Raw genomic sequence first — 22723 nt, 5'->3', positions numbered from 1 at the left:
AAGAATAACCATAGAACTTAGTCGTGAAAAAGAAGGAACCAGCTGTATCGATAAGTAAAGTGCTTTGTCTGGAAACCTCGTTTTCTTTCTGAAAAAATCAGATAAAGTTTTCTTGACATTTGCTAGGTGAGAATGTATCATTCTGTTTGGGCACTCTTTACAAGAGTCAGAAAGTGATTTAGAATTTTCGCTCCCTATTCATTTATGGATAGGGAGCTTTTATTATTTTCTAAATGCTTTTCCTGTAAAATAGATTAAAGGAGTTTTTCAGTTTATGACAAAATATATTTTTGTAACCGGCGGTGTGGTTTCTTCTATTGGTAAAGGGATCGTAGCAGCATCATTAGGACGTCTGTTGAAAAATCGCGGCTTGAAAGTAACGATTCAAAAATTCGATCCGTACATCAACGTCGATCCAGGAACGATGAGCCCATACCAACATGGTGAAGTATTCGTAACCGATGATGGAGCAGAGACCGACTTAGACTTAGGTCACTATGAACGCTTTATCGATATCAATTTGAACAAATACTCAAATGTAACAACTGGAAAAATCTATTCAGAAGTTTTGCGGAAAGAGCGTAAAGGAGAATACTTAGGCGCGACTGTTCAAGTGATCCCGCATATCACCAACGAGATCAAAGAAAAAATCATGCGGGCAGCCAAAATGACTGATTCAGATGTGATCATTACAGAAGTCGGCGGTACAGTAGGGGATATTGAGTCATTGCCATTTCTAGAAGCTTTGCGTCAAATGAAAGCAGACGTAGGTTCAGACAATGTGATGTACATCCACACCACGCTGATTCCTTATTTGAAAGCAGCGGGCGAAATGAAAACCAAACCGACCCAACACAGTGTGAAGGAACTGCGCGGCTTAGGGATTCAACCAAATATCTTGGTCGTTCGTACAGAACAACCCGTAGGACAATCAACGAAAAACAAATTGGCCCAATTCTGTGACGTGGCACCAGAAGCCGTGATCGAATCTCGTGACGTTGAGACCCTTTATTCGATTCCATTGGCACTGCAAGCGCAAGGCATGGATCAAATCGTGTGTGATCATTTGAAACTGACTGCACCAGCTGCTGACATGACTGAATGGCAAGCATTGGAAGAAAAGGTACTGAATTTGAAGAAAAAAGTACGTATCGCATTAGTCGGAAAATACGTGGAATTGCCAGATGCTTATCTATCAGTTGTCGAAGCCTTGAAACATTCTGGTTTTGCCTTTGATGCAGACATCGAGATCGATTGGATCAAAGCCCAAGAAATCACACGAGAAAACGTGGATTCTTACTTAGGTGAAGTAGACGGTATTCTTGTTCCTGGTGGATTCGGTGATCGCGGGATTGAAGGAAAAATCGAAGCGATCCGATATGCTCGGGAAAACGATGTGCCATTCTTAGGGATTTGTCTAGGGATGCAAATGGCTTGTGTGGAATATGCCCGCAATGTCGTTGGCTTGGAAAATGCCAATTCCGCAGAAACAGATCCTGAAACAGCCAACAACATCATTGATTTGATGGCTGACCAAGAAAACATCGAAAACTTAGGTGGGACATTGCGCTTAGGCTTGTACCCATGTAAAGTGAAGAAAGGCACCAAAACAGCTGCAGCTTATGACGGAGAAGAAGTTGTTCAAGAACGTCATCGTCATCGTTATGAATTCAACAACAAATACCGTGAAATCTTTGAAGCAAACGGGATGGTCTTCTCAGGTGTGTCACCAGACAATCGTTTGGTGGAGATCGTTGAGATCCCAGAAAACAAATTCTTCGTGGGTTGCCAATTCCACCCAGAATTGATTTCTCGTCCAACTCGCCCACAACGCTTGATCAAAGCCTTTGTTGGAGCTTCATTAGACAACCGCCAAGCATAATAATCGCTAGCGGCAAACCAAAGAATGAATGTGCGAAACTCCTCATCTCAAGATGGGGAGTTTTTTTGAGTTGCGCCATCCCAATAATCCGTAAAAGGTTGAAACTTGCGAGAGCGTTGGTAGAAGGTATCTGTTTCTGCACACAAAAAACTTCCGTCAAAACGACCGGAAGTTTCTGGCTTATGCATTATTTTTTTCGCTAACAGTTTGAATGAAATCCGCCAGCGGGAAACCCATGTTGATTTGCTGGTGCCTAGAGAGGATTATTCTTTTAGCTTATACCCTTGGTCTAAGAGCATTTCCTCTGTACGTTCCATGCTGATCCCATTTTCAGTGTTTCCTTCGAAACTAACCCCAGGCAATTGTTTCGCTGAATCATAATCCAACTCATCATAATTGATGGTCAAGGATTCAGTCGCTTCACTATCTGTATAGTCGAGGGAATAGTCCAACCCTTTGACTTGCTGATACTTCTTAGCGATCGGATCAAGCACGGTTTGTGCTTCTTCTTTAGTCGTTACCCCGATCGCTGAATAAGGCATGACATTGTTCGCAGTCTGAGTTTTTACTTTATCGCCTTCGTAAGTGAAGACCAATTCCATCGAAACCCCATTTTGATCCATTGTGAATGTTTTGGTTTCTTCCTTGGCCCCCGAGCTACAGCTTGCCAAGAAAAGAACTCCGATGACTGCCAAAAATCCAATAAGCGCTTTTTTCATTTTATCCCTCCTTTTTTACATAATAATATAGCCGCTTTCACAAGGCTATTCTTATGCTCAAAAGAGAAGAAGAAAGGATATGCTGGAAGATTATGATAAAATAACGAAAAAATATGTGAAATTTTTCTCGAATTTTCACATGCCGATTTGTTATCTAACGACCACAGACAGAAGAGCAAAACCTTACAGAATCCTAGACTTTCAGAAAAGATGATGAAAATGCTGGATTTTTATATTTGTGCAATCTTTTTTTGAAAAGAGAAATTCCTCTTTTTAGTAGCAAATACCGCAAATCTTTGCTAAAATAGCATTGTCGGTTAAGCATTGCTTAACAAATAAAGTTTTTCAAAACTTAGGAGGAATTTTTTATGCCAGTAGTATCAGGAGCTGAATTCTTAAAAGCTGCTCGTCAAGGCGGATATGCAGTCGGCGGATTCAACACAAACAACTTAGAATGGACACAAGCGATTTTAAAAGCTGCTGAAGCGAAAAAAGCGCCAGTTCTAATCCAAACTTCAATGGGTGCTGCCAAATATATGGGCGGATACAAAGTTGCTAAAGACATCGTTACAAACTTGGTTGATTCAATGAACATCACTGTTCCAGTTGCAATCCACTTAGACCACGGTGATTATGATGCAGCAATGGAATGTATCGAAGTTGGTTACACTTCTGTTATGTTTGATGGCTCTCACTTACCATTTGAAGAAAACTTGAAATTGGCTAAAGAAGTTGTCGAAAAAGCACACGCAAAAGGCGTTTCTGTTGAGTGTGAAGTTGGTTCAATCGGCGGAGAAGAAGATGGAATCATCGGTTCTGGCGAATTAGCTGACATCGAAGAATGTAAACAAATGGTTGCAACTGGTATTGATTACCTAGCTTGCGGAATTGGTAACATTCACGGTCAATACCCTGAAAACTGGAAAGGCCTTGCTTTTGATCACTTACAAGCAATCGCTGATGCAGTAGGTTCTGATGTACCATTAGTATTACACGGTGGTTCTGGTATTCCTCAAGACCAAATCGAAAAAGCAATCTCAATGGGTGTTTCTAAAGTAAACGTAAATACTGAATTCCAATTATCATTTGCTAAAGCAACTCGTGAATACATCGAAGCTGGCAAAGATAAAGAAGGTAAAGGATTCGACCCTCGTAAATTATTAGCACCAGGTGTTGCTGCAATCGTTAAAGATGCAGAAGAACACATCGACTGGTTCGGTTCAGCTGGTAAAGCTTAATCTTAATCAAAGATCAAAACTCTTAGAATCACTGATTCTAAGAGTTTTTTTGTTTTCCAAGAAAATATTCTTGATGCGGGGATCAAAAATATCCTGCATCTTTTTTCTTTGAGTGATCTGTGCTAAAATTGGAATGATACACATAAATTAAAAAAGAGTATAGGTGGAATTCCATGAAAAAAATTGTCATCAACGGCAATCGTCCCTTAAAAGGTGAAGTCACCATTAGCGGCGCAAAAAACAGTGCAGTCGCATTGATCCCGGCAGCGATCTTAGCTGATTCACCGGTCATTTTAGAAGGAGTGCCTGACATCCAAGATGTGCACTCATTAATTGAGATTATCGAAATCATGGGTGTGAAGACCCATTTTGAAAACAATACGCTAGAGATCGATCCGACAAACATCGTTTCGATCCCGATGCCTAACGGAAAAATCAACAGTCTACGAGCTTCTTACTATTTCATGGGGGCATTGTTGGCGAAGTTTGGTGAAGGTGTCGTTGGATTGCCTGGCGGCTGCTTCTTAGGCCCGCGACCAATCGATTTGCATATTAAAGGCTTCGAAGCACTTGGCGCAAAAGTCACCAACGAACATGGTGCCATGTACTTGCGTACCGAAGAAGAAGGCTTGACTGGTGAACGAATCTTCCTAGATATGGTCTCCATCGGAGCAACCATCAATGTGATGCTGGCAGCAGTAAAAGCCAAAGGCAAAACGATCATTGAAAATGCCGCACGAGAACCTGAGATCATTGATGTTGCGACCCTTTTAAATAATATGGGAGCGAAAATCAGAGGTGCAGGTACCAATGAAATTCGTATCGAAGGCGTGGAAGAATTGCACGGTTGTCGTCATTCCATCATTCCAGACCGGATCGAAGCAGGAACCTACCTTTCTTTAGCCGCAGCAGCGGGGGAAGGCATTACTGTCAAAAATGTGATTTATGAGCATCTAGAAAGCTACATTGCGAAATTGGAAGAAATCGGCGTGCGAATGGATATCAGCGAAGATGAAATCTATGTGCATCCCTCAAAAGACTTGAAACCAGCGACTGTGAAAACTTATCCTTATCCAGGATTTGCCACAGACCTGCAACAGCCGATCACACCATTATTGCTAAAAGCAAACGGAACGTCGGAGATCATGGACACGATTTACGCCAAACGGGTCAACCATATTCCTGAATTAGCACGGATGGGCGCACAAGCAACGACAGAAGGCAACATGATTTTTGTTAGCGGACCGAGCCAATTGCACGGAGCAGAAGTTGTCGCTTCTGATTTACGAGCAGGAGCTTGCCTTGTCATTGCCGGATTGATGGCGACTGGCACGACCAGCGTCTTTAATGTCGAGTATATTTTGCGCGGCTATGATCATATCATCGAAAAACTAACGGCTCTTGGAGCTGATATTCAAATGATAGAGGAGTAATTATGAGCGATTATCTTACGATGGCAGAGTTGGAAAACAAAACCTTAAAAGAAATCTACACCTTTGCCAAAGAGTTTCGAATTCCTTATTACAGCCAGATGAATAAAAAAGAATTGTCATTGGCTGTGATACGGGCGCAGGCGGAAAAACAAGGCTTCTTTTATATGGAAGGAATCTTGGATATCGTAGGCCAAGAAGGCTACGGTTTTTTACGCCCAATCAACTACGGACCGAGTGCAGAAGATATCTATATTTCTTCATCACAGATTCGTCGGTTTAGTTTGCGTAATGGTGATAAAGTCGCCGGTAAGGCGCGCCCGCCCAAGGAATCTGAGCGCTATTATGGATTGATGCACGTTGAGTCTGTTAATGGCAAAGATCCAGAAGATGCCAAAGAGCGTCCGCATTTTCCAGCGTTGACGCCGCTTTATCCGAATCGTCATTTAAAATTGGAAACAACGTCAGGACGCCTTTCTACTCGGATGATCGACATGCTGTCGCCAGTGGGTTTTGGACAACGGGGACTGATCGTTGCTCCGCCTAAAGCTGGGAAAACCAGTATCTTGAAAGAAATTGCCAATGGGATCACTGACAACTATCCTGAGGTGGAATTGATCGTTCTTTTGATCGACGAGCGCCCAGAAGAAGTGACTGATCTGGAACGCAGTGTCAAAGGAGATGTTGTTTCTTCAACCTTTGACCTGCAGCCTAGCAATCATACCCGTGTTTCTGAATTGGTACTAGAACGGGCGATGCGTTTGGTAGAAGACAAGCGTGATGTCGTGATTCTGATGGATAGTATCACTCGTTTGGCAAGAGCCTACAACTTAGTGGTACCGCCAAGCGGACGTACACTAAGTGGCGGGATCGATCCAGCTGCTTTGTACAAACCAAAGAAATTTTTTGGTGCTGCCCGCAATATTGAAGAAGGCGGCAGTTTGACGATTCTTGCCACCGCACTGGTGGATACCGGCAGCCGCATGGATGATGTCATCTATGAAGAGTTTAAAGGAACCGGCAATATGGAGCTGCAGCTTTCTCGCAGCTTAGCAGAACGTCGGATTTTCCCTGCGATCGACATCAAGAAATCTGGTACCCGTAAAGAGGAATTGCTGATGAGCAGCGAGCAATTGGAAGAAACCTGGCGCTTACGCAACAACATGTTGGGGGATTCCTTGGAGTTCACAGAACAATTCATTCAATTCTTGCGTAAAACGAAGAACAATGAAGAGTTTTTAGCGGCTTTTCATGATGTCCATTTCGGAGACAAACGGCAAAAAAGAAATATAAAAAGATAATTGCATCTAAAAACCAAACATGGTAAGATAGTCATGTTGTAAAATCGACAAATCAACTCTGGTGAAGCAAATGAGCCAGGGCAAAGGAGAGAAGAAGAAATGAAACAAGATATCCATCCAGATTATCATCCAGTTGTATTCATGGACTCAACTACTGGTTTCAAATTCTTATCAGGTTCTACAAAGAATTCTCAAGAAACTGTTGAGTGGGAAGACGGCAACACGTATCCATTGATCCGTGTCGAAGTAACTTCTGATTCACATCCATTCTACACTGGACGTCAAAAATTCACACAAGCAGACGGACGTGTGGACCGTTTCAACAAAAAATACGGTCTCAAAGACACAAACGCTGCAGAATAAGACAAATAACTGCAAATGTTGTTTCGGCAACATTTCTGAGGTTTCCCTTCTACGAGGGAAACCTTTTTTTATTTTTATAGGTAATAGACACGCAACTGCTAAAGCGAAAGAAACCATTCAGAATCTGTTACAAGTAAAGTAAGAGGACTCAATAGATCAGTAAGACAAGAATGTGGAAATTAGCACTATAACGAATCCTATCTAAAAATTTTCTTAAATGAAGCAGTGATCAAGAGTGATTTGATTTAACCTTCGATTGTTATTGAATATTCAAGCTTCAATTGACTTTTAGCTTAAATAAAATTATCATTAAATTAATAATATCCTTATATAAGTTTCTTATTTTGACTTATTTTATCAAATTAAAACGTTTTTTTGAGAAAAGTAGATTTTTCCTCTCCTTAAGAACCAGTTTTTATTCTACATAATTAAAGACCACTTACTAGCTAAGCTTTAACTAATCACATCCAAAACAATCAAGAAAGGAAGAGACATGTTTTCATTTAAGAAAAAGAAGGAAGTTATTAATTTACCAGAACTAAGCAACTTTAATGAACGTACATACCCGAAAAAATTGAAAAAGATTGTGGCTCAATTAGAAACCTGTAAATCGGAGGATTTGAATTATATTGCTGAATGTATTTTACAAAAGATGGGATATACCGTCCAAAACATCGATGGTTACAAAGATGGTGGTATTGATGTGTATGCTTTTTCTAATAATAAAAAGGCAATAGCGGTCCAATGTAAAGCTTGGAATCCGCAAAAGACAACGGAGCGGATCAGTAAGCCACTCGTTGCCGCATTTAAAGGGATTTTTCCAGACAAAGGGTTTCCCAATGGGCTTTTTATCACAACACATTTTTTTACAGATCAAGCATTAGAAATAGCCGGTGATAATCTACTGTTGGTTGACAGAAAAAAGCTGATTGAGCTGCTTGCGCATTTTTATCCAGAAATGATCAGTGAGTTATTTTGTTATAAAACCTTGACTGAATTAGAAGAATGCAAGAGTTGTAAAAATGGGAAGAAGTTGAAACTTTATAATAAGAAGAAACGCAACTATTACTATATCTGCGAAACATGTGGAGAGTATAGTTCGTTTAATTATTCATCATGAGAAAAGAACAAGAAAAAAGCGTAATGAATGAACGGATATCCGTTATTCATTACGCTTTTTTCGCGACTTATGTCAAAGTCATTTTTTTCTCAAATTAATTTTAACAAACGTGTCCTATACGTCGGGTGTAATGACTAAAACAGCCCCGGTTGTTTCGGTAGGTTCGTAGCCAGCTTCCCGTGTTTTTGACGACTTAAAGTGTATTTGAATAGAAGAAAACGTAAGAAATGGCAATCAAGCAAACCAACAATAAACCAGAGAGTGACAGAAAAAGCAGCATGATTCGTTTCTTCTTCAATCCAAGTACAAGTATCACTACATTCAATAGAAAGAAAACAAGTAAAATCGCTAAATATTCCATAACTGGTCCTCTTTTACGTTTTTATTTATCTTACCAGAGATTGGCGGCTTTTCCTAGCCAGTTTTTGTCTTTATAACAATAATTATTTACTGCATAAGATATGTGTAGTTATGCAATCAAAAAAGCGAATAAGCAATTTCACAACTATTAGAAAGTAAAAAAAGAGCATCACCCATAAAGTGACGCTCTTTTCCCACAAGATGTTTAATAAGGGGGAGGCTTACGAACCCGTAGAAATATAGTTCTTCAAACCTACTCGCCAAAAGAAGAAGGCGGGAAAGGCAAAGAGTAGACAAACCAAGGGTGATAAGATCCACCAAGGATTAGTTACGCGACCAATGACATACAGAAACGGATAATACTGAAACCAAGCCATCGGCACGACGTAGGTCAATAAACGCAAGACGTGTTTTCCGTAGATACTGAAGGGGTAGCGGCCGAACTCGCGGGCACCATCGGTAAAAATATTCATAAATTCAAGTCCTTGGATCGTAAAGAAGGAAATGGCGGCATACACTAAGAACAATAGGGCGAAAAAGAGGGCGCCACAGACGATCATCAGAAAAAGAGTCAGGACATTTCCAAAATGCCAAGCAATTCCACTATTAGGAATCGCATAAGCAAACAACAGCAAGGCTTGAATAAAACGACCGAGACGCGAGAATTCCATTTTGGAAGCTAAGACTTGAAAGATCAAGGAGCGGGGGCGCACGAGTGCCCGATCGAACTCGCCATTACTGATCATTTGTGGAAAAAGATCGAACCCGCGAAAGAAGCATTCCGCAATCGAAAAGGCAAACAAAACCGTCGCAAAGGAAAGCAGGACTTCCTCAAAGGTAAAGCCATCCACTTGATGAAACCGCGTAAACATAAACCAAATGCCTAAAAAAGCAGTAAAGGAACCTAGAAATTGTCCCAAAGCAGTTAACATAAAGGAAACTTTATACTGCATCTGACTTTTGATATGAATACAAAAATAATGCCAATAAACCATATTCCTTAACCTCCTTGCACAACGACACGCTTGAGTGCCTGATGCAGCCAAATTTTTCCGATCACGATCAAAAGTACGAGCCAAAAGACTTGTAAGAGCAATGCGGAAACCAGCGCAAAGCCAGTCAGATCCCCATTGTAAATTCGCAGCGGGACGTTTTGCATGGAAGCAAAAGGCAATAGTTCCACGAATTGGCGAAAAGGCTGCGGAAAGAAAGGCAGAGGAATGACCCCGCCAGCTAAAAATTCACCGATGGAGCTGATGACGATCCGCACCCCGATGGAGGATAATGTATAAAAAGTTGAGATGTAGACCAGCTGCGACATAGCGATCACTACACCTAAACTCAGCACCATAGACAAAAGAAACAAGAACAGGGCAGCGACGTTTGTTGGCAGAATCAAGCGATAAGGGGCTGGTAGTAAAAAAGCAATCACAAAAATTGGTCCGCAACGCAAGAGGGCTTTTGCTAAGCGATTGGCAGCCGATTGGCAAAACCAGCGATTGTATAGATCCATCGGCCGCACAAGTTCGTAGGCGATCGACCCTTTGGTGATGGTATCGAAAATTTCTGCCTCAAAGAACCACAACATAAACAAGGATAAGAAGGCTTGCTGGAGCCAAACATAGGAGACGGTTTGTTGAAAGGTCATGGGAAAGGCACTAGGATCTGCTTGGTAAAAGGCGTGGAATGCCAGAATCTCCATCAAGCCCCAAGCTAGTTGTGTAGCCATCCCGGCAATCGCCGCCGAGCGGTATTGCAAGGTATTGATAAAGCGAATGCGGAAAAATGCCTGATACTTCCTCATATTTGATACTCCTGATACAGCTTGGCGACCATTTCTTCGGCGGTGATACTGGCAACGGCCAAATCGGTGATCTCGACTTGATTGCTGAGCAGACTGAGCAGCTGAGCGACTGACACTTCTTTGGGATCAAGCTTCAGAACCAGGCGACCAACGTCTTTTTGAAGCAGCTGGACATTTTCTGGCAGATGGGGCTCCTTCCCTTGATAGTCGATCTCCAGCGTTTTGACATCAGAAAAACGATGCTTTAGTTCATCGAGGCGACCATCCAGCAAAATTTGCCCTTTGCCGATCAACAGAATTCGTTGTGTCAGCGCCTCGATATCTTGCATATCGTGGGTCGTCAGGATGACTGTGGTACCTTTTTCTTGGTTTCTTTTTTTGATGAACTGACGCACAGCAATTTTTGATACAGCATCTAAACCGATGGTGGGTTCATCAAGAAATAAGATTTTGGGGTCATGGAGTAAGGAGGCGGCGATCTCACAGCGCATACGCTGACCGAGACTCAAGGAACGAGCCGGGGTTTTTAAGATCTCACCTAAATCTAGTAAGGTGACTAATTCTTCTAGGTTGCGCTGATAACTAGCAGCGTCAACTTTGTAGATATCACGGATCAAATCAAAGCTGTCATTGACGGGGACATCCCACCAAAGTTGACTGCGCTGACCGAAGACGACGCCGATGTCTTTGACATGTTGGATACGTTCTTGCCAAGGGGTACGACCATTGATGTGACAAACGCCTTGATCAGGGGTCAAAATCCCACACATGATTTTGATGGTGGTACTTTTTCCAGCACCATTAGGCCCGATGTAGCCAACCATTTCGCCCTCATTGATGGTAAAGCTGATGTCTTGCAACGCATGGACGGTGGTGGTTTCACGAGAAAGAAAGGCTTTGGCTGCTTGGCGAAAGCCGCTTTTTCGCTTGGATACTTGGAAGGTCTTGCTGAGGTGTTCTACTTGGATCATTTGGATTCACTCACTTTCTTTTGACAAACGCGACAAAAAGAGCATTCGAAATCGAATACTCGCAACGAGTTGGTCCAAACGAACATGGTTGGGGCAGCGGTTCGTCAGCCAAACAAAAGTAGGAACAGTGTAGCATAAGAGAGCGCTTTTTTCAAACATTACTTATATTTTTTTGAGAGCAGCAAAAGAAAAAACGTGGTTTATTGGATAAAATACGCAAAATAACTGTTTTTATTTTTTATTTGTTGTAAATACTGAAGAAACTCAGTATCATTAGAAACAAGCCGATAGCGGCTTGCTTCTGGATATATGGGGAACCAAGTGATGAGCTGTGTCATGATTTGTCGTAACCCAATCCTGCAAAATGCAATGAGAAAAAAGGAGGAGAGCATGAAAGCAGTAAAGAACTTATTTATTTTGATTGGCTTATTCTTACTTAGTCAAGTAGGGATGACCGTATTCAGTGTGGTAAAAATCTATTATTTGGAAGCCGGAGAGCCGAGGATTCCTGCGATGATGAGCTACGGATTGATTGCCTTGCTTTTGGCAAACATTGGCCTGATGATGTATTTGGCTTGGAAGCTAGGACTTGCCACCTTTGACTTTGGCTGGTCAACGAAGCGCAACTGGTTATGGATCATCGGTGGCTTTGTTTTAGGACGAGTTATTGCTGTTGGTGGTACCATGTATCTGCAGCATATTTCCGATCAAGAAGCGACCGCCAATGATGCAGTGTTAGGGGAACTGTTTACAGGCGAAAATCCGCTTTTGATCTTTCTATTGATCGCCGTGGCGGCGCCAATCATGGAAGAGATCGTTTTCCGGGGTGGATTCATCGGCCTTTTATTCAAGAAATACCCGATAGTCGGGATCATCTCAAGTGTGGCGGCTTTTAGTATCATCCATTCCGTCACCAATCTGGTCGAGTTTCTAATTTACGGTGCTATGGGATTGATCATGGCGCTGATTTATGTAAAAACTAAGCGCTTAGAAACAGCCATCGCCATGCATTTTCTCAATAACGCCTTGGCAGCGATCGCAATGATCTTGTTAGGATAAGAAGTCAGCAAAAAACCACCGATCAAAACGATTCGATGGTTTTTGTTTACTCTGGCAGTTGTCCTTGTTCAAAGGGTAATTGTTCCAGTTCTTCTGCAGTAAAGAGGAGATCGCCTTCGTCTTCGATAGAAAATGTGTCACCTGCTGCAGATTTTTGATAGGCGCGTGCTTTATTCATATTACGAAGATAAAGATCCTTGCCTGCATTTAATTCTGGTGCAGCTAAATTGTCTTGGCGATTGCTGCGAATGACGATTTTACTTGTTTGCGTGCCAAAATGAAAACCGCGATGACCAAAAGCCATTAATTGGCTGGCATTTTCGCTGCTGTATTCTTTATAACCCGACAGACGGCCCGTTTTTACCAATGGCCGATCGATCGTATAAGTGATCAAGTATTCCGTATCTTCAGGCAGCTGAATCACTTGTCCGGTTTCCTGATTCGTTATCTCAGTGGCAGGCAAGTGGTACTTTTTAATAGAAGTGATCGTTAGGTCTTCTTTTGTGAAAAAGACTGGATCGATCCAAAATCCTGCCAGCAAAATCGTACTTAAGCTAATACTGAGAACAGTCAAAAGGGCGATCAATACGAGGCCAATTCGTTTGCGGTGGGTGGTCAGATTGAGTTCTTGCACCATCTGCTGATCTTCTTTTAATAAATAGTCCAAGGTCAATTCAAAATAGTTGCTCAGCTTGACTACTTGATCTAGATCAGGATAGCTCTTGCCGTTTTCCCATTTTGAAATCAGTTGCCGAGTGACAAAAAATTCCTGCGCCAATTGTTCTTGTGTGAGATTTCGTTTGGTGCGTTCTTCTTTAATAATTTTCCCAATATCCATGTGTCTGTTTTGCCTCCATCATTCTTTCTATATTATAGCAAACTCTTTTCTATGCGAACGAGGATCTATGAAATTAGCGATGCAACAAAGGGTAACATCCTTTATTTATCAATGTTTCTACTTGTTGCACTGTCTTTCTATCCTGGAAGCTTTCAGTGCTGGTCATAAAAAGAAAGGGTCAGTAAAGTGAAGGATGTTTGATCAAATTTGACGGAGAAAGGAGAAACGATTGAATGAAGACAAAACAACCTATGGTTCCAATTGGCTACATCCAATTCATCGCTTCCTTACTGGTGATTCTCGTTCACTGTGGTCGACTGGCGGAAAACAACGGGCTTCATTTTTTGTTAAAGAGTCTCTTATGTCGTTTGGCGGTTCCTTTTTTTCTGCTGCTGAATGGCTATTTTTTTCAAAAGAGCACCTGTTCATGGCAGCAATGGTGCAAACGACAACTTAAGTTATATTTGCGTTGGTCGATCGTGTATCTTCCCTTAGGCTGGTTTTATTTAGGAGAGCAAAATCTTGCCGATCCATTACGGGTCATCGGTTTGGTTGTTGGCTTTTTTACTGTAGGCATTTGGTATCATCTCTGGTATTTTCCAGCGTTGCTCTTTGGCATGTGGTTAGTACGGAAAACCCGCTTTCTTGGCTATCGGCGGCAGTTTTTACTGGCGATCAGTTTGTATGTGATTGGCTGTCTTGAAACGTACAGCAGTTATTTAAGTGGACCTTTATTGGTATTTTATCAAAATTATCGGACCCTATTTTTTACAACGAGAAACGGTCTTTTTTATGGGTTTCTTTTTTTGCTGTGCGGGTTTTGTTTAGGTGAACACCAGAAACGTCCTTTTTTCACGAAGCATCTTGGCAGAAAATTCGCGGTCTCTCTTTGTTTATTAGGCATTGAAGGTCGACTGGTGTATCTCAATCAGGGGGACGATAAGAATTTCATGCTGTTCTTTGTGCCGACGACTCTTTTTTTCCTTGCTTGGCTGATCAAGCAGCAACCACAAAAGCGGACTTGGCAAGCAAAACAAGCAGCTGAGGCTAGTCGATTGATCTTTCTGAGTCACCCGCTGTTTCTGGAATCCGGGAAAGTCTTTTTTTCACTCACAGGGTTTCCGTTGTTCTTTTATACGATAGCTTTAACGGGAGCCTTTCTTAGTTTGAGGAAAGTGGGCAGCCGTTTGAAATCCTATGCGGTTGGTTTTGCTAAAAAAACAGTTGATGAAAAGAAAAGCGTCTAAAGTATTGCTGTACCAAGGATAATACCAAATTGTGCCTTTTTTAAATAGCAGCAGAGTTCTAAGTTTTTCTTCATTTCAGACCCTAGACGTAGGCTTTGCAAGAAAACCTATAGTACAATAACAGCAGTAAGTGGGAAAAATCCCTGAAAAAGAGATCAACACTTGGAGGATATAATGATGAAAAAACAGACTCGAAAACCAGCGATGATTTTAGCGACTCTCTTGGTATCTAGCCAAGTTTTATTAGCAGCACCACAAGTTTTTGCTGACGAAACCAATTCAACGACCAGCAGTTCCACTGCAACAAGCAGTTCTACTGCAACGACAGCCACTACCGACAGTCAGACGAGTACCTCTGACAGCAGTTCAGATCGTTTGCAAGTCAATGCCGTGGCGATCGGAAATGCCTTGACGAAAGCACAAGAAGACTACACACTTGAACGCCTGGGCATTCAAGGCGAAACACCGATTTATACGACAAACGGTACTGACTTGATGAAATACATTCCCGATGGTGGCTTTACCGCAGATTGGGCGGTCTATAGCTCGGTCAGAATGCAGACGCTAGAAAGCGGAGCAGGAATCACTGTCGATATCGCGACACCAGATAACATTACCCGCATCACCGCAGCCCAATATCAAAATGCAGCGCTGACGGCAGGGATCACTGATGCGAAGCTAACGGTAGCTTCTGCTGTACCGATCGACGGTTCCGGTGCTTTAGCTGGGGTATACAAAATCGTTGAAGAATCAGGCGGCGTCATCAATCAGAATCGAGTAGCTGTAGCTCAAGATGAGATGGATGTGCTTTCTACGATCACCGAAGAGAACAAAGACAAAGAAGGCTATTCCGATGAAGCATTGAATGCAGCGCAAGAACAAGCGAAAACCGATTTGGCTGCTCAAACCGCAGATGGTACGGAATTGACTCAAGCAGACATTCAAGAGACAGTAGAAAAAGCCTTGAAGGACAACGGACTTGAAGGAATCGTTACGGAAAATCAAATTTCTGAATTGACCTCTTTAATGAGCGACATGCGAGACAACAATATCTTCGATGACTTCATCAAAGAATTGGATCTGTCAGAAGCTCGCAAGCAAATCGAAGAAACCTCTAAGGGCCTTTGGGAAAATATCAAGAGCTTCTTTAGCGGCATCTGGTCTTCGATCACCGGTGTCTTCGGCAATGACTCAAATGAATCAAATAACAGCAGCGAATCAACGGTTGATTCTGGGCAATAAGCATTTTACAAAATAACACATTTCGCTCGTATTAAGAAAAAAGAGAAGCGCGCAGGGGAAGGATCACCAGACGATAGCGCATGTCTGAGTGCTAACGATGCCCCCTGCTTTCTTTGCTAAAACAGGAGCAGTCTTTATTAAAAAAAGAAGGAGGGCAATCAGATGAATTTTTTAGGCAACGTGATTTGGTTTGTCTTTGGCGGCTTGATCGGTGCGATCTCATGGTTTTTGGCTGGGTGTTTATGGTGTATCACCATCATCGGCATTCCCATTGGTCTGCAATGTTTTAAGTTTGCGACGTTGTCACTCGCACCATTTGGGAAAGACATCGTTTACCGTGGCGGTGGCGTGTCCGTGATTCTAAATATTTTATGGTTGATATTTTCTGGTATACCACTGGCTTTAGGACATTTAGCTAGCGCAGTCATTCTAGCCATCACGATCATCGGCATTCCATTTGCGGCGCAATCATTGAAAATGGCGCGCTTAGCGTTGATGCCCTTTGGAGCAGAGATTGTGTCTAGTCGTTATTGATTTACCTAAAAAAAGATAGTCTTAAAAAACCACATTACAGAGCGGATAGCTTTGTGATGTGGTTTTTTTGCGACCATCAGCAAGAGTAAGGGACAAGATTTTTGGCAGGCTCACCGCAGTTGAATTTCAGAACTGAAAAAGTTGATAAGAAACCAAAGAAGAGTACAGAAAAAAGCACAAGTTTTTTTGCATATCAACTGTGATTCACAAAAGATTTAGCGAAACACAGAAAAATGTTAAGTTTTTTTCTTCCCTTCTCAGGGTTCTTTGATTTTTGAAATGGAGCGCCGAATTTTGGCAATCGATTGTTGCGCTTTGTCTCGATTAATAAACATTAAGATGACATAGAGGGAATCCATGATGCTCAGTTGAGCGATTCTGGATGCCAATGCCTCTGAGCGAAACTCAGTTTCTTCGGAAATAGAGATGAAAACCACGTCGCCGAGTTTGGCTAAAGGGGAAGCAGCATGGCTAGTAATGACGATAATTTTGGCACCATTGTTTTTGGCAACTTGAGCTAGTTCAATGGTTTCTCTTGATTTTCCAGTATGAGAGATAAAAATGCCGCAATCATCTGGCGTCAACAATGAAGCCTCCATCAGTTGGATGTGATAATCACTGCTGTGAAAAACAGTGATCGGCGAGCGCAAAAATTTGTGATAGGCATCGGTTGCCACGATCTCTGAACCACCAACGCCGAAGAAAGAAAGTCGTTTAGATTGATTGATCATTGCAGCAGCAAGCTTTAAATCTTCTTCTTTCAAAAGATTTTTAGTATCAGTCAATGTGGTCATATTGGAATCAAATACTTTTTGAGCCATAGTCAATTCATTATCAGACTTCTGGATATTTTCATGGATCGAAATGGCAGAAAAATCATTTTCCTGCATTAGCATTGCCATTTTGAAGTCTTTAAATCCGTTGTAACCGAGTTTTTTTGTGAATTGAAAAAAGGTCGAATCAGCGATGCCTAATTCATTGGATAAATCACTGATTGAACTGTGGCTGACTTTACTAGGATTTTCCAAAATGTAGTCGGCAATCGCTTGTTCTTTGAGACTTAAGTCTTTATAAAGCGTTTTTATTTGCAGGCGAATCGAAACAGTCAAAGACGGTTACCTCCTTTATATGAACATTATTATCTTTGTATTGTTACGTTACCTCTTTTAAAGAAAAAAAGCAAATAAAAATTATTTTTATTTTTCATGTTTACAAAAAAATATTTTTTTGTATAATGAAAGTATGAAATGGAGGCGCTGTCATGGAGATAGGAATTATCGGACTTGGAAAAATGGGATTGAACTTGGCCCTCAATTTAAAAGATCAAGGTTATCAAGTAAAAGGGCTGGATCTTTCGATACATGCGCAGAAAACAGCGCAAGAAGCTGGAATTACACTCTATCAAACGCTAGCTGATTTGACGAATTCTTTTAGCGGCCGACAGATTTTATGGTTGATGCTTCCTGCGGGAACGGTGACTGAGGGGATTCTTGAAGAACTATGGCCCCTTGTATCAGCGAAAGATATCGTGATTGAAGGCGGAAATTCTAATTACAAAGATTCGATTCGCCGAGCAGCCTGGTTTAAAGAAAAAGAGGTGCATTACTTTGATTGTGGGACTTCTGGTGGGGTTTCCGGAGCTAGAAAAGATGCATGTTTGATGATTGGCGGGAATGAAATCGCTTTTTCAGAAGTGGAATCTTTGTTTGCAGATGTGGCTATTTTAGGAGGCTACCTTTACGCAGGGGAATCAGGAAGCGGTCATTTTCTAAAGATGGTCCATAACGGTATCGAATACGGAATGATGCAAGCGATCGGTGAAGGCTTTCAATTGATTGAACAAAGTGCCTATGACTTTGATTTGGCTTCCGTCGCAGAGGTATGGAATCATGGATCGGTTATTCGCAGCTGGCTGATGGAAATCGCAGCGGCCCAATTTAATGAGAGCCCTAAGTTGGAGGAATATCGCGGGGTTGTTGTAGCTTCTGGTGAAGCTAGGTGGACAGTGGAAACGGCTTTGGAGATGAATGTTGCTGTACCGACGATCGCTATGAGTTTGTTTATGAGAAATTTGTCCCAAGAAGAAGACAGTTTCTCAGCAAAAGTCGTCTCTGCGCTAAGGAATGGTTTTGGTGGTCATGAGATTGTTGCAAAAGAGTAAGGAGGAAGAATATGGAACAGTTTAAGATCGCTATAGTGAATTCCAGCAGCTTTGGAAAAATCTTTCCGCAACATATCGAGCGGTTGCAAGCAATCGGAACTGTCAGTCATTTCACGTTCGATAGCGAAATCAATGGGAAAGAATTAGCAGAAAAGCTTAAGGGATACAACATCATTATAGCAAGTGTTACCCCGTTTTTTACCAAAGAGTTTTTTGAGTACAAAGATGAATTGCTACTGATTACACGCCACGGGATCGGCTATAACAATATTGATTTAGAAGCAGCGAAGGACCACCAAACGATTGTTTCGATCATTCCAGCTTTGGTCGAGCGAGATGCAGTAGCAGAAAATAATGTGACCAATCTATTGGCGCTTCTGCGCTGTACAGTTGAATCGAATACAAAAGTCCGCGAAGATCAATGGGAAAAACGAGCGGACTTTGTCGGACGGGCATTATTTAACAAGACGGTAGGAGTGATCGGTGTCGGCAATACTGGAAGCTGTGTAGTAGAAATATTGAGAAATGGTTTCCGCTGCGAGGTTTTGGCATATGATCCATATAAGTCGGCTTTGCATATTCAAAGCTATGGTGGAAAAAAAGTCGAGCTAGACGAGCTGCTAGCAAAATCAGATATTATTTGTCTATGTGCTAACTTGACGGAGGAAAATTATCATATGATTTCCTTTGAAGAAATTTCAAAAATGAAAGATCAAGTATATCTCTCCAATAGTGCCCGTGGCGCACTTTTGAATGAAGAGGCAATTGTAAGCGGATTAAAAAGTGGGAAAATCGCTGGTCTTGCCACCGATGTCTTAGAGGAAGAGCCTGGTCATAAAGATCATCCGTATTTAGCTTTTGAAAATGTAGTTATGACACCGCATACATCAGCTTATACTATGGAATGCTTAGAAGAAATGGGAAACAAATGTGTCACGGATATTGAACGAATCGTTAAGGGACTGCTGCCAGACCGTGCTGTTCAAGCGGAAAGTCGGTTTTTAGCTGTATAAAGGAGAGTGAAACTCGTGCTAACGGATTTAAAAGTAAAGGTTGGACCGCAAGTTTATCGTTACCATGAAGGCGCGATCGACTATGTGCCGGAAGTATTAAAAGAGTACAAAGTAAAACGCCTGCTGCTCGTACATGGAACGGTTTCTTGGGAAAAAGCGAAACCAAAATTACCCTTTTTAGAAGATGCGCATTTGGAAATTTTTTATCATCGCTACACAGGAGAATGTAGTTATTATGGCGCTGGACTGATTGCTGATCTTGTTGAAGAACTGGCGATCGATTTTATTCTGGGGGTTGGCGGCGGAAAGTTAGCCGACTTAGTGGGGTATGCAGCACATGTAGTCAATCGACCCTTTGGACTGATCCCAACATTGGCCAGCAATTGTGCACCATGGACCCCCTTGTCTGTCATGTATAAAGAGTCAGGAGAATCTGAAGGAAAGTCGGAACACTATTTAAGACAGGCTGCTTTTTTGATTACCGATCCGACGTTAGTGATCGATGCACCAGTCTCCTACTTTATCGCCGGTTTAGCAGATACGTTGGCAAAATGGATTGAATCGGAAGCAATTTTAGCCCAACCACATTTGAAAAATGAGCCCTTCTTGCAAATGGCAGGCTATACAGCAAAATTATGCGAAACAGCTATTTTGACACAATCGAAACAAGCGATTGAAGATATGAAGCGGCAGGAAGTGACAGACGCCTTTTGTCACTTGTCGGAGATCGTTATTGCAGTTGCTGGAATGGTAGGCGGGCTAGGCGATAAATATGCCCGCAATGCAGCGGCGCATGCGATGCATGATGCCATCAGTAAATATCTGCCTGAAAGTCATCGTTTTCTTCACGGGGAAAAGGTTGCCTATGGGATGTTTTATCAATTAGCCCTTGAAGAAAAATGGACGGTCATCGATCAGTTGATCCCCTTTTATCAAGAATTGCACTTACCAATGAGTTTACATCAAATGGGTATTTTTCCTGAAGATGCACAAGTCATCGATCAGTTGGTGCAGTTCATAGATTCGAAAGAAAAAGTCCACTTGATTCCAGTCTTAATCACCAAAGAACGCTTGAAAGAAGCTGTTTTTGATTTAGAAAACTATTTGAAAGAAGTTTAGGAGGAGGAAAAATGGATACATTAAGTGTTACACAAAGTTTACTGATTGCGCTGTGGGTTGCAGCAGTCATGTCTCGTTGGCTCGGTGGAGGCGCCACACTGACTTTACGTTTTTCACCATTGATGACGGGATTAGTTGTCGGACTGGTGATGGGAAATGTGGCTCAAGCCATGATCGTCACTGCCGCTTTACAAATGATTTACATGGGGGTATTTTCTCCCGGCGGATCCATGCCGGCGGAACCTTCGATTGCTGCGGCGATTGCCGTACCGGTAGCTTTGCTAGGAAATCTGCAACCAGAAGCAGCGATTGCTGTTGCCGTTCCTGTTGGGTTGCTAGGGAGTTATTTGTATCAGTTCCGTTTCTTTATCAATACCTTCTTAGGAAAGTATACGGATAAAGCAGTAGAAGATCTTAATGCCAAGGCAATGACGCGTTCAATTATTTTATACCCAACGCTGGCTTCATTTATTTTATTTGTTCCGCTGGTATTTATTGCACTTTATTTAGGCGCTCCACTGATTGCTGATGTCATCAATGCTCTTGAGGGGACAGTCGTTATTCATATTTTAGAAGTAGTCGGCGGAGGATTGGCAGCGATCGGGATTGCAACTACCGTCTATGTGATCGGTCGAAAAGATTATATGGTCTTTTTCTTCTTGGCCTATTTCATGAGTGTAGTTTTCAGTTCGCTGGAAATTACCATGGTCACCTATGCGATTTTTGGTATTTTGATCGCGTTGATTTTTGTTCAGTCACAAAAAGGAAAATTGGCCCCAGCCCCAGAAACGAATACAGCATCACCATCCTTTGATGATGACGATGACGATGACTATGATGACGGGTTCTAATCGATAAGGAGGAGCAGTAATGACCGAAATAATTCAAAAAGCGCAAGGCGCACCGGAAGAAATCACGAAGAAAGATGTCACAAAAGCATACCTAAGATGGCATTTCGCCAATGAGATCCCGCATTCATTTGAACGGTATTTATCACCCTCGCTTTTATACGCCATGATGCCGATTTTGCGCAAACTTTACAAAGACGATGAGGCACTGAAAGCTGCCTACAAACGCCAACTGCTGTTTTTCAATACCCAGCTGAGTTGGGGTGGCGGAGTCATCACTGGGCTGATGTCATCAATGGAACAACAGCGGGCCGAGGAAGAGCATGAGAAAAAAGAGATCTTGATGCAAGATGATCTAATGTACAACACGAAAGCTGGTTTGATGGGGGCTTTAGCAGGAATTGGGGATGCCATCGACTCAGGAACCGTTCAATATATCTTTATTGCGATTGCCGTCCCTTGGGCACAGCAAGGAAGTCCGCTAGGTGCGTTGTTCCCATTCATTTGCTTTGCACTGTATCAAGTTTCTCTAGGAATGTTTTTCGCCCGTCAAGCATTTTCGATGGGGCGCAATGCAACTGGATTGATGCAAAGTACAGGCGTCCAAACCGCAATTGAAACACTGTCGGTTCTCGGTTTGTTTATGATGGGGGTTCTGGCTGGAAACTATGTCAAAGTCAGTTCTTCGCTGCAGTTTGATATTTCTGGACGAGAATTTATTATCCAAGATATCCTTGATCAGATTGTACCAGGGATCTTGCCGTTAGCAGTTGTGATGGGCGTCTACTGGTTCTATACAAAGAAAGGATTAAAAGTCACGCAAGCATTGCTATGGCTGACTTTGATTCTGATTATTTTAGCCGGTGTCGGTATTTTATAAGAAAAGGAAGTGTCAAAAATGGGTGTAGTAAATTTAGCACGAGTCGACGAACGATTGATCCATGGGCAGGTCATGATGACCTTGTCACAAAAAAGCGGAGTCAATTCGATTTTTGTAGTGGATGAGGTAGTAGCTAAGGATAAGTTCATGCGGGAATTATACAAAAATGCCGGTAGCCGCACAGGGCAAAAAACGATCGTCGTTACACCAGAAAAAGCCAAATTTTACTGGGATGAATACAACTTCAAAGATTACAACTGTATTTTGATCGCCAAAACTGTCAGTGTGATGTACGACTTAGTCAAACACGGCGTGCCGATGAAAGAATTAAACATAGGCGGTATCGCCCAAAAAGATCCTGAAAAGGACCTTCTCGTTACAAAATCTGTTTATTTAAATCAAGAGGATGCGCAAAAACTCAAAGAAATGAACGAAGCGTACGGTGTGGAATCAATCTATTTTCAAGCAACACCTTCTGCACCGAAATCAACCCTTAAAGATGTGTTGAAGCAGTTCAATTTGTAATCATTGAGCGAGTTCGTCATCTGTTGAAGAGGAAGGCGGAGGATCTTATAAAAAAAGAGTTCCTCCTTC

The 22723-nt window shown here is 42.0% G+C and carries 23 protein-coding genes; 16 read left to right on the top strand and 7 right to left on the bottom strand.

Annotated elements, in window-relative coordinates; genetic code table 11:
• The first annotated feature begins 274 nt into the window (after positions 1 to 274).
• A complete protein-coding gene (locus CO692_RS04500; RefSeq protein ID WP_005228290.1) occupies positions 275 to 1882 on the top strand; it encodes a CTP synthase in 1608 nt (535 codons plus the stop codon).
• Positions 1883 to 2145: 263 nt separating this feature from the next.
• Here the strand turns inward: CO692_RS04500 and CO692_RS04495 are convergent, their stop codons facing one another.
• Positions 2146 to 2601 (bottom strand): YehR family lipoprotein, encoded by a 456-nt coding sequence (locus tag CO692_RS04495; RefSeq protein WP_005228292.1) that lies wholly within the window; start codon positions 2599 to 2601, stop codon positions 2146 to 2148.
• A gap of 368 nt (positions 2602 to 2969) precedes the next feature.
• Between CO692_RS04495 and CO692_RS04485 the strand changes: the two genes are divergently transcribed.
• From CO692_RS04485 to CO692_RS04460, 5 genes are all read left to right on the top strand, one after another.
• On the top strand, positions 2970 to 3839 hold the full coding sequence (locus tag CO692_RS04485) for a class II fructose-bisphosphate aldolase (protein WP_005228297.1): 870 nt from the start codon (positions 2970 to 2972) through the stop codon (positions 3837 to 3839).
• Positions 3840 to 4012: 173 nt separating this feature from the next.
• Positions 4013 to 5272 carry a UDP-N-acetylglucosamine 1-carboxyvinyltransferase gene (locus CO692_RS04480; protein ID WP_005228299.1) on the top strand — a complete coding sequence of 420 codons (1260 nt, stop codon included), beginning with the start codon at positions 4013 to 4015 and terminating at the stop codon, positions 5270 to 5272.
• Between the two features lie 2 nt (positions 5273 to 5274).
• Positions 5275 to 6570: a transcription termination factor Rho gene (gene rho, locus CO692_RS04475; RefSeq protein ID WP_005228301.1), complete on the top strand. Its 1296-nt coding sequence runs from the start codon at positions 5275 to 5277 to the stop codon at positions 6568 to 6570.
• A gap of 99 nt (positions 6571 to 6669) precedes the next feature.
• Positions 6670 to 6933 (top strand): type B 50S ribosomal protein L31, encoded by a 264-nt coding sequence (locus CO692_RS04470; RefSeq protein WP_005233979.1) that lies wholly within the window; start codon positions 6670 to 6672, stop codon positions 6931 to 6933.
• 493 nt (positions 6934 to 7426) lie between these two features.
• Positions 7427 to 8053 (top strand): restriction endonuclease, encoded by a 627-nt coding sequence (locus CO692_RS04460; protein ID WP_096741664.1) that lies wholly within the window; start codon positions 7427 to 7429, stop codon positions 8051 to 8053.
• 193 nt (positions 8054 to 8246) lie between these two features.
• Here CO692_RS04460 and CO692_RS17645 read toward each other — a convergent pair whose 3' ends face one another.
• The 4 genes from CO692_RS17645 to CO692_RS04445 form a co-directional block, all read right to left on the bottom strand.
• The gene (locus CO692_RS17645; protein WP_005234033.1) at positions 8247 to 8414 is read right to left on the bottom strand and encodes a hypothetical protein; all 168 of its coding nucleotides are present in this window, start codon (positions 8412 to 8414) and stop codon (positions 8247 to 8249) included.
• A gap of 220 nt (positions 8415 to 8634) precedes the next feature.
• Complete coding sequence (locus CO692_RS04455; RefSeq protein ID WP_086291731.1) at positions 8635 to 9408, bottom strand: ABC transporter permease; 774 nt, start codon at positions 9406 to 9408, stop codon at positions 8635 to 8637.
• Positions 9409 to 9413: 5 nt separating this feature from the next.
• The gene (locus CO692_RS04450) at positions 9414 to 10217 is read right to left on the bottom strand and encodes an ABC transporter permease (RefSeq protein WP_096741663.1); all 804 of its coding nucleotides are present in this window, start codon (positions 10215 to 10217) and stop codon (positions 9414 to 9416) included.
• Positions 10214 to 11188 carry an ATP-binding cassette domain-containing protein gene (locus tag CO692_RS04445; protein WP_081117895.1) on the bottom strand — a complete coding sequence of 325 codons (975 nt, stop codon included), beginning with the start codon at positions 11186 to 11188 and terminating at the stop codon, positions 10214 to 10216. The genes CO692_RS04450 and CO692_RS04445 overlap by 4 nt, the downstream gene beginning before the upstream one ends.
• Positions 11189 to 11578: 390 nt before the next feature.
• Between CO692_RS04445 and CO692_RS04440 the strand changes: the two genes are divergently transcribed.
• The gene (locus CO692_RS04440) at positions 11579 to 12247 is read left to right on the top strand and encodes a CPBP family intramembrane glutamic endopeptidase (protein ID WP_096741662.1); all 669 of its coding nucleotides are present in this window, start codon (positions 11579 to 11581) and stop codon (positions 12245 to 12247) included.
• A gap of 46 nt (positions 12248 to 12293) precedes the next feature.
• Here the strand turns inward: CO692_RS04440 and CO692_RS04435 are convergent, their stop codons facing one another.
• Positions 12294 to 13085, bottom strand: coding sequence for a helix-turn-helix domain-containing protein (locus tag CO692_RS04435; RefSeq protein ID WP_096741661.1), 792 nt, complete (start codon positions 13083 to 13085; stop codon positions 12294 to 12296).
• A gap of 233 nt (positions 13086 to 13318) precedes the next feature.
• Between CO692_RS04435 and CO692_RS04430 the strand changes: the two genes are divergently transcribed.
• From CO692_RS04430 to CO692_RS04420, 3 genes are all read left to right on the top strand, one after another.
• Entirely contained in the window at positions 13319 to 14332 is a 1014-nt protein-coding gene (locus CO692_RS04430; RefSeq protein ID WP_096741660.1) for an acyltransferase family protein, read from the top strand.
• Positions 14333 to 14509: 177 nt separating this feature from the next.
• The gene (locus CO692_RS04425) at positions 14510 to 15574 is read left to right on the top strand and encodes a DUF1002 domain-containing protein (RefSeq protein WP_081117899.1); all 1065 of its coding nucleotides are present in this window, start codon (positions 14510 to 14512) and stop codon (positions 15572 to 15574) included.
• A 162-nt stretch (positions 15575 to 15736) separates the two neighbouring features.
• Complete coding sequence (locus tag CO692_RS04420; protein ID WP_010749951.1) at positions 15737 to 16108, top strand: YccF domain-containing protein; 372 nt, start codon at positions 15737 to 15739, stop codon at positions 16106 to 16108.
• A 257-nt stretch (positions 16109 to 16365) separates the two neighbouring features.
• Here the strand turns inward: CO692_RS04420 and CO692_RS04415 are convergent, their stop codons facing one another.
• The gene (locus tag CO692_RS04415; RefSeq protein WP_096741659.1) at positions 16366 to 17217 is read right to left on the bottom strand and encodes a MurR/RpiR family transcriptional regulator; all 852 of its coding nucleotides are present in this window, start codon (positions 17215 to 17217) and stop codon (positions 16366 to 16368) included.
• A gap of 152 nt (positions 17218 to 17369) precedes the next feature.
• On the opposite strand from CO692_RS04415, the gene gnd reads away from it, so the two are divergent.
• The 6 genes from gnd to CO692_RS04385 are packed head-to-tail and all read left to right on the top strand — an operon-like array spanning position 17370 to position 22654.
• The gene (gene gnd, locus CO692_RS04410) at positions 17370 to 18269 is read left to right on the top strand and encodes a phosphogluconate dehydrogenase (NAD(+)-dependent, decarboxylating) (protein ID WP_096741658.1); all 900 of its coding nucleotides are present in this window, start codon (positions 17370 to 17372) and stop codon (positions 18267 to 18269) included.
• An 11-nt stretch (positions 18270 to 18280) separates the two neighbouring features.
• Positions 18281 to 19282 carry a D-isomer specific 2-hydroxyacid dehydrogenase family protein gene (locus CO692_RS04405; protein ID WP_081117901.1) on the top strand — a complete coding sequence of 334 codons (1002 nt, stop codon included), beginning with the start codon at positions 18281 to 18283 and terminating at the stop codon, positions 19280 to 19282.
• Positions 19283 to 19297: 15 nt separating this feature from the next.
• Complete coding sequence (locus CO692_RS04400) at positions 19298 to 20401, top strand: iron-containing alcohol dehydrogenase family protein (protein ID WP_096741657.1); 1104 nt, start codon at positions 19298 to 19300, stop codon at positions 20399 to 20401.
• Between the two features lie 11 nt (positions 20402 to 20412).
• A complete protein-coding gene (locus CO692_RS04395) occupies positions 20413 to 21252 on the top strand; it encodes a PTS mannose/fructose/sorbose/N-acetylgalactosamine transporter subunit IIC (protein ID WP_096741656.1) in 840 nt (279 codons plus the stop codon).
• A 19-nt stretch (positions 21253 to 21271) separates the two neighbouring features.
• Positions 21272 to 22129, top strand: coding sequence for a PTS system mannose/fructose/sorbose family transporter subunit IID (locus CO692_RS04390; protein ID WP_008380577.1), 858 nt, complete (start codon positions 21272 to 21274; stop codon positions 22127 to 22129).
• Positions 22130 to 22147: 18 nt separating this feature from the next.
• Positions 22148 to 22654 (top strand): PTS system mannose/fructose/N-acetylgalactosamine-transporter subunit IIB, encoded by a 507-nt coding sequence (locus CO692_RS04385; RefSeq protein WP_096741655.1) that lies wholly within the window; start codon positions 22148 to 22150, stop codon positions 22652 to 22654.
• Positions 22655 to 22723 lie beyond the last annotated feature (69 nt).

It is taken from the genome of Enterococcus sp. FDAARGOS_375 (assembly GCF_002393265.1).
Classification (GTDB): Bacteria; Bacillota; Bacilli; order Lactobacillales; family Enterococcaceae; genus Enterococcus_D; species Enterococcus_D innesii.
The sequence above is the reverse complement of the archived record's forward strand: the minus strand, read 5'-3'. Positions and strand labels throughout refer to the sequence as shown.

What these genes read in the sequence shown, in the direction of transcription:
- CO692_RS04500 (WP_005228290.1), top strand. Translation starts at nt 275, where the DNA reads ATGACAAAATATATTTTTGTAACCGGCGGTGTGGTTTCTTCTATTGGT.
- CO692_RS04495 (WP_005228292.1), bottom strand. Translation starts at nt 2,601, where the DNA reads ATGAAAAAAGCGCTTATTGGATTTTTGGCAGTCATCGGAGTTCTTTTC.
- CO692_RS04485 (WP_005228297.1), top strand. Translation starts at nt 2,970, where the DNA reads ATGCCAGTAGTATCAGGAGCTGAATTCTTAAAAGCTGCTCGTCAAGGC.
- CO692_RS04480 (WP_005228299.1), top strand. Translation starts at nt 4,013, where the DNA reads ATGAAAAAAATTGTCATCAACGGCAATCGTCCCTTAAAAGGTGAAGTC.
- rho (WP_005228301.1), top strand. Translation starts at nt 5,275, where the DNA reads ATGAGCGATTATCTTACGATGGCAGAGTTGGAAAACAAAACCTTAAAA.
- CO692_RS04470 (WP_005233979.1), top strand. Translation starts at nt 6,670, where the DNA reads ATGAAACAAGATATCCATCCAGATTATCATCCAGTTGTATTCATGGAC.
- CO692_RS04460 (WP_096741664.1), top strand. Translation starts at nt 7,427, where the DNA reads ATGTTTTCATTTAAGAAAAAGAAGGAAGTTATTAATTTACCAGAACTA.
- CO692_RS17645 (WP_005234033.1), bottom strand. Translation starts at nt 8,414, where the DNA reads ATGGAATATTTAGCGATTTTACTTGTTTTCTTTCTATTGAATGTAGTG.
- CO692_RS04455 (WP_086291731.1), bottom strand. Translation starts at nt 9,408, where the DNA reads ATGGTTTATTGGCATTATTTTTGTATTCATATCAAAAGTCAGATGCAG.
- CO692_RS04450 (WP_096741663.1), bottom strand. Translation starts at nt 10,217, where the DNA reads ATGAGGAAGTATCAGGCATTTTTCCGCATTCGCTTTATCAATACCTTG.
- CO692_RS04445 (WP_081117895.1), bottom strand. Translation starts at nt 11,188, where the DNA reads ATGATCCAAGTAGAACACCTCAGCAAGACCTTCCAAGTATCCAAGCGA.
- CO692_RS04440 (WP_096741662.1), top strand. Translation starts at nt 11,579, where the DNA reads ATGAAAGCAGTAAAGAACTTATTTATTTTGATTGGCTTATTCTTACTT.
- CO692_RS04435 (WP_096741661.1), bottom strand. Translation starts at nt 13,085, where the DNA reads ATGGATATTGGGAAAATTATTAAAGAAGAACGCACCAAACGAAATCTC.
- CO692_RS04430 (WP_096741660.1), top strand. Translation starts at nt 13,319, where the DNA reads ATGAAGACAAAACAACCTATGGTTCCAATTGGCTACATCCAATTCATC.
- CO692_RS04425 (WP_081117899.1), top strand. Translation starts at nt 14,510, where the DNA reads ATGAAAAAACAGACTCGAAAACCAGCGATGATTTTAGCGACTCTCTTG.
- CO692_RS04420 (WP_010749951.1), top strand. Translation starts at nt 15,737, where the DNA reads ATGAATTTTTTAGGCAACGTGATTTGGTTTGTCTTTGGCGGCTTGATC.
- gnd (WP_096741658.1), top strand. Translation starts at nt 17,370, where the DNA reads ATGGAGATAGGAATTATCGGACTTGGAAAAATGGGATTGAACTTGGCC.
- CO692_RS04405 (WP_081117901.1), top strand. Translation starts at nt 18,281, where the DNA reads ATGGAACAGTTTAAGATCGCTATAGTGAATTCCAGCAGCTTTGGAAAA.
- CO692_RS04395 (WP_096741656.1), top strand. Translation starts at nt 20,413, where the DNA reads ATGGATACATTAAGTGTTACACAAAGTTTACTGATTGCGCTGTGGGTT.
- CO692_RS04390 (WP_008380577.1), top strand. Translation starts at nt 21,272, where the DNA reads ATGACCGAAATAATTCAAAAAGCGCAAGGCGCACCGGAAGAAATCACG.
- CO692_RS04385 (WP_096741655.1), top strand. Translation starts at nt 22,148, where the DNA reads ATGGGTGTAGTAAATTTAGCACGAGTCGACGAACGATTGATCCATGGG.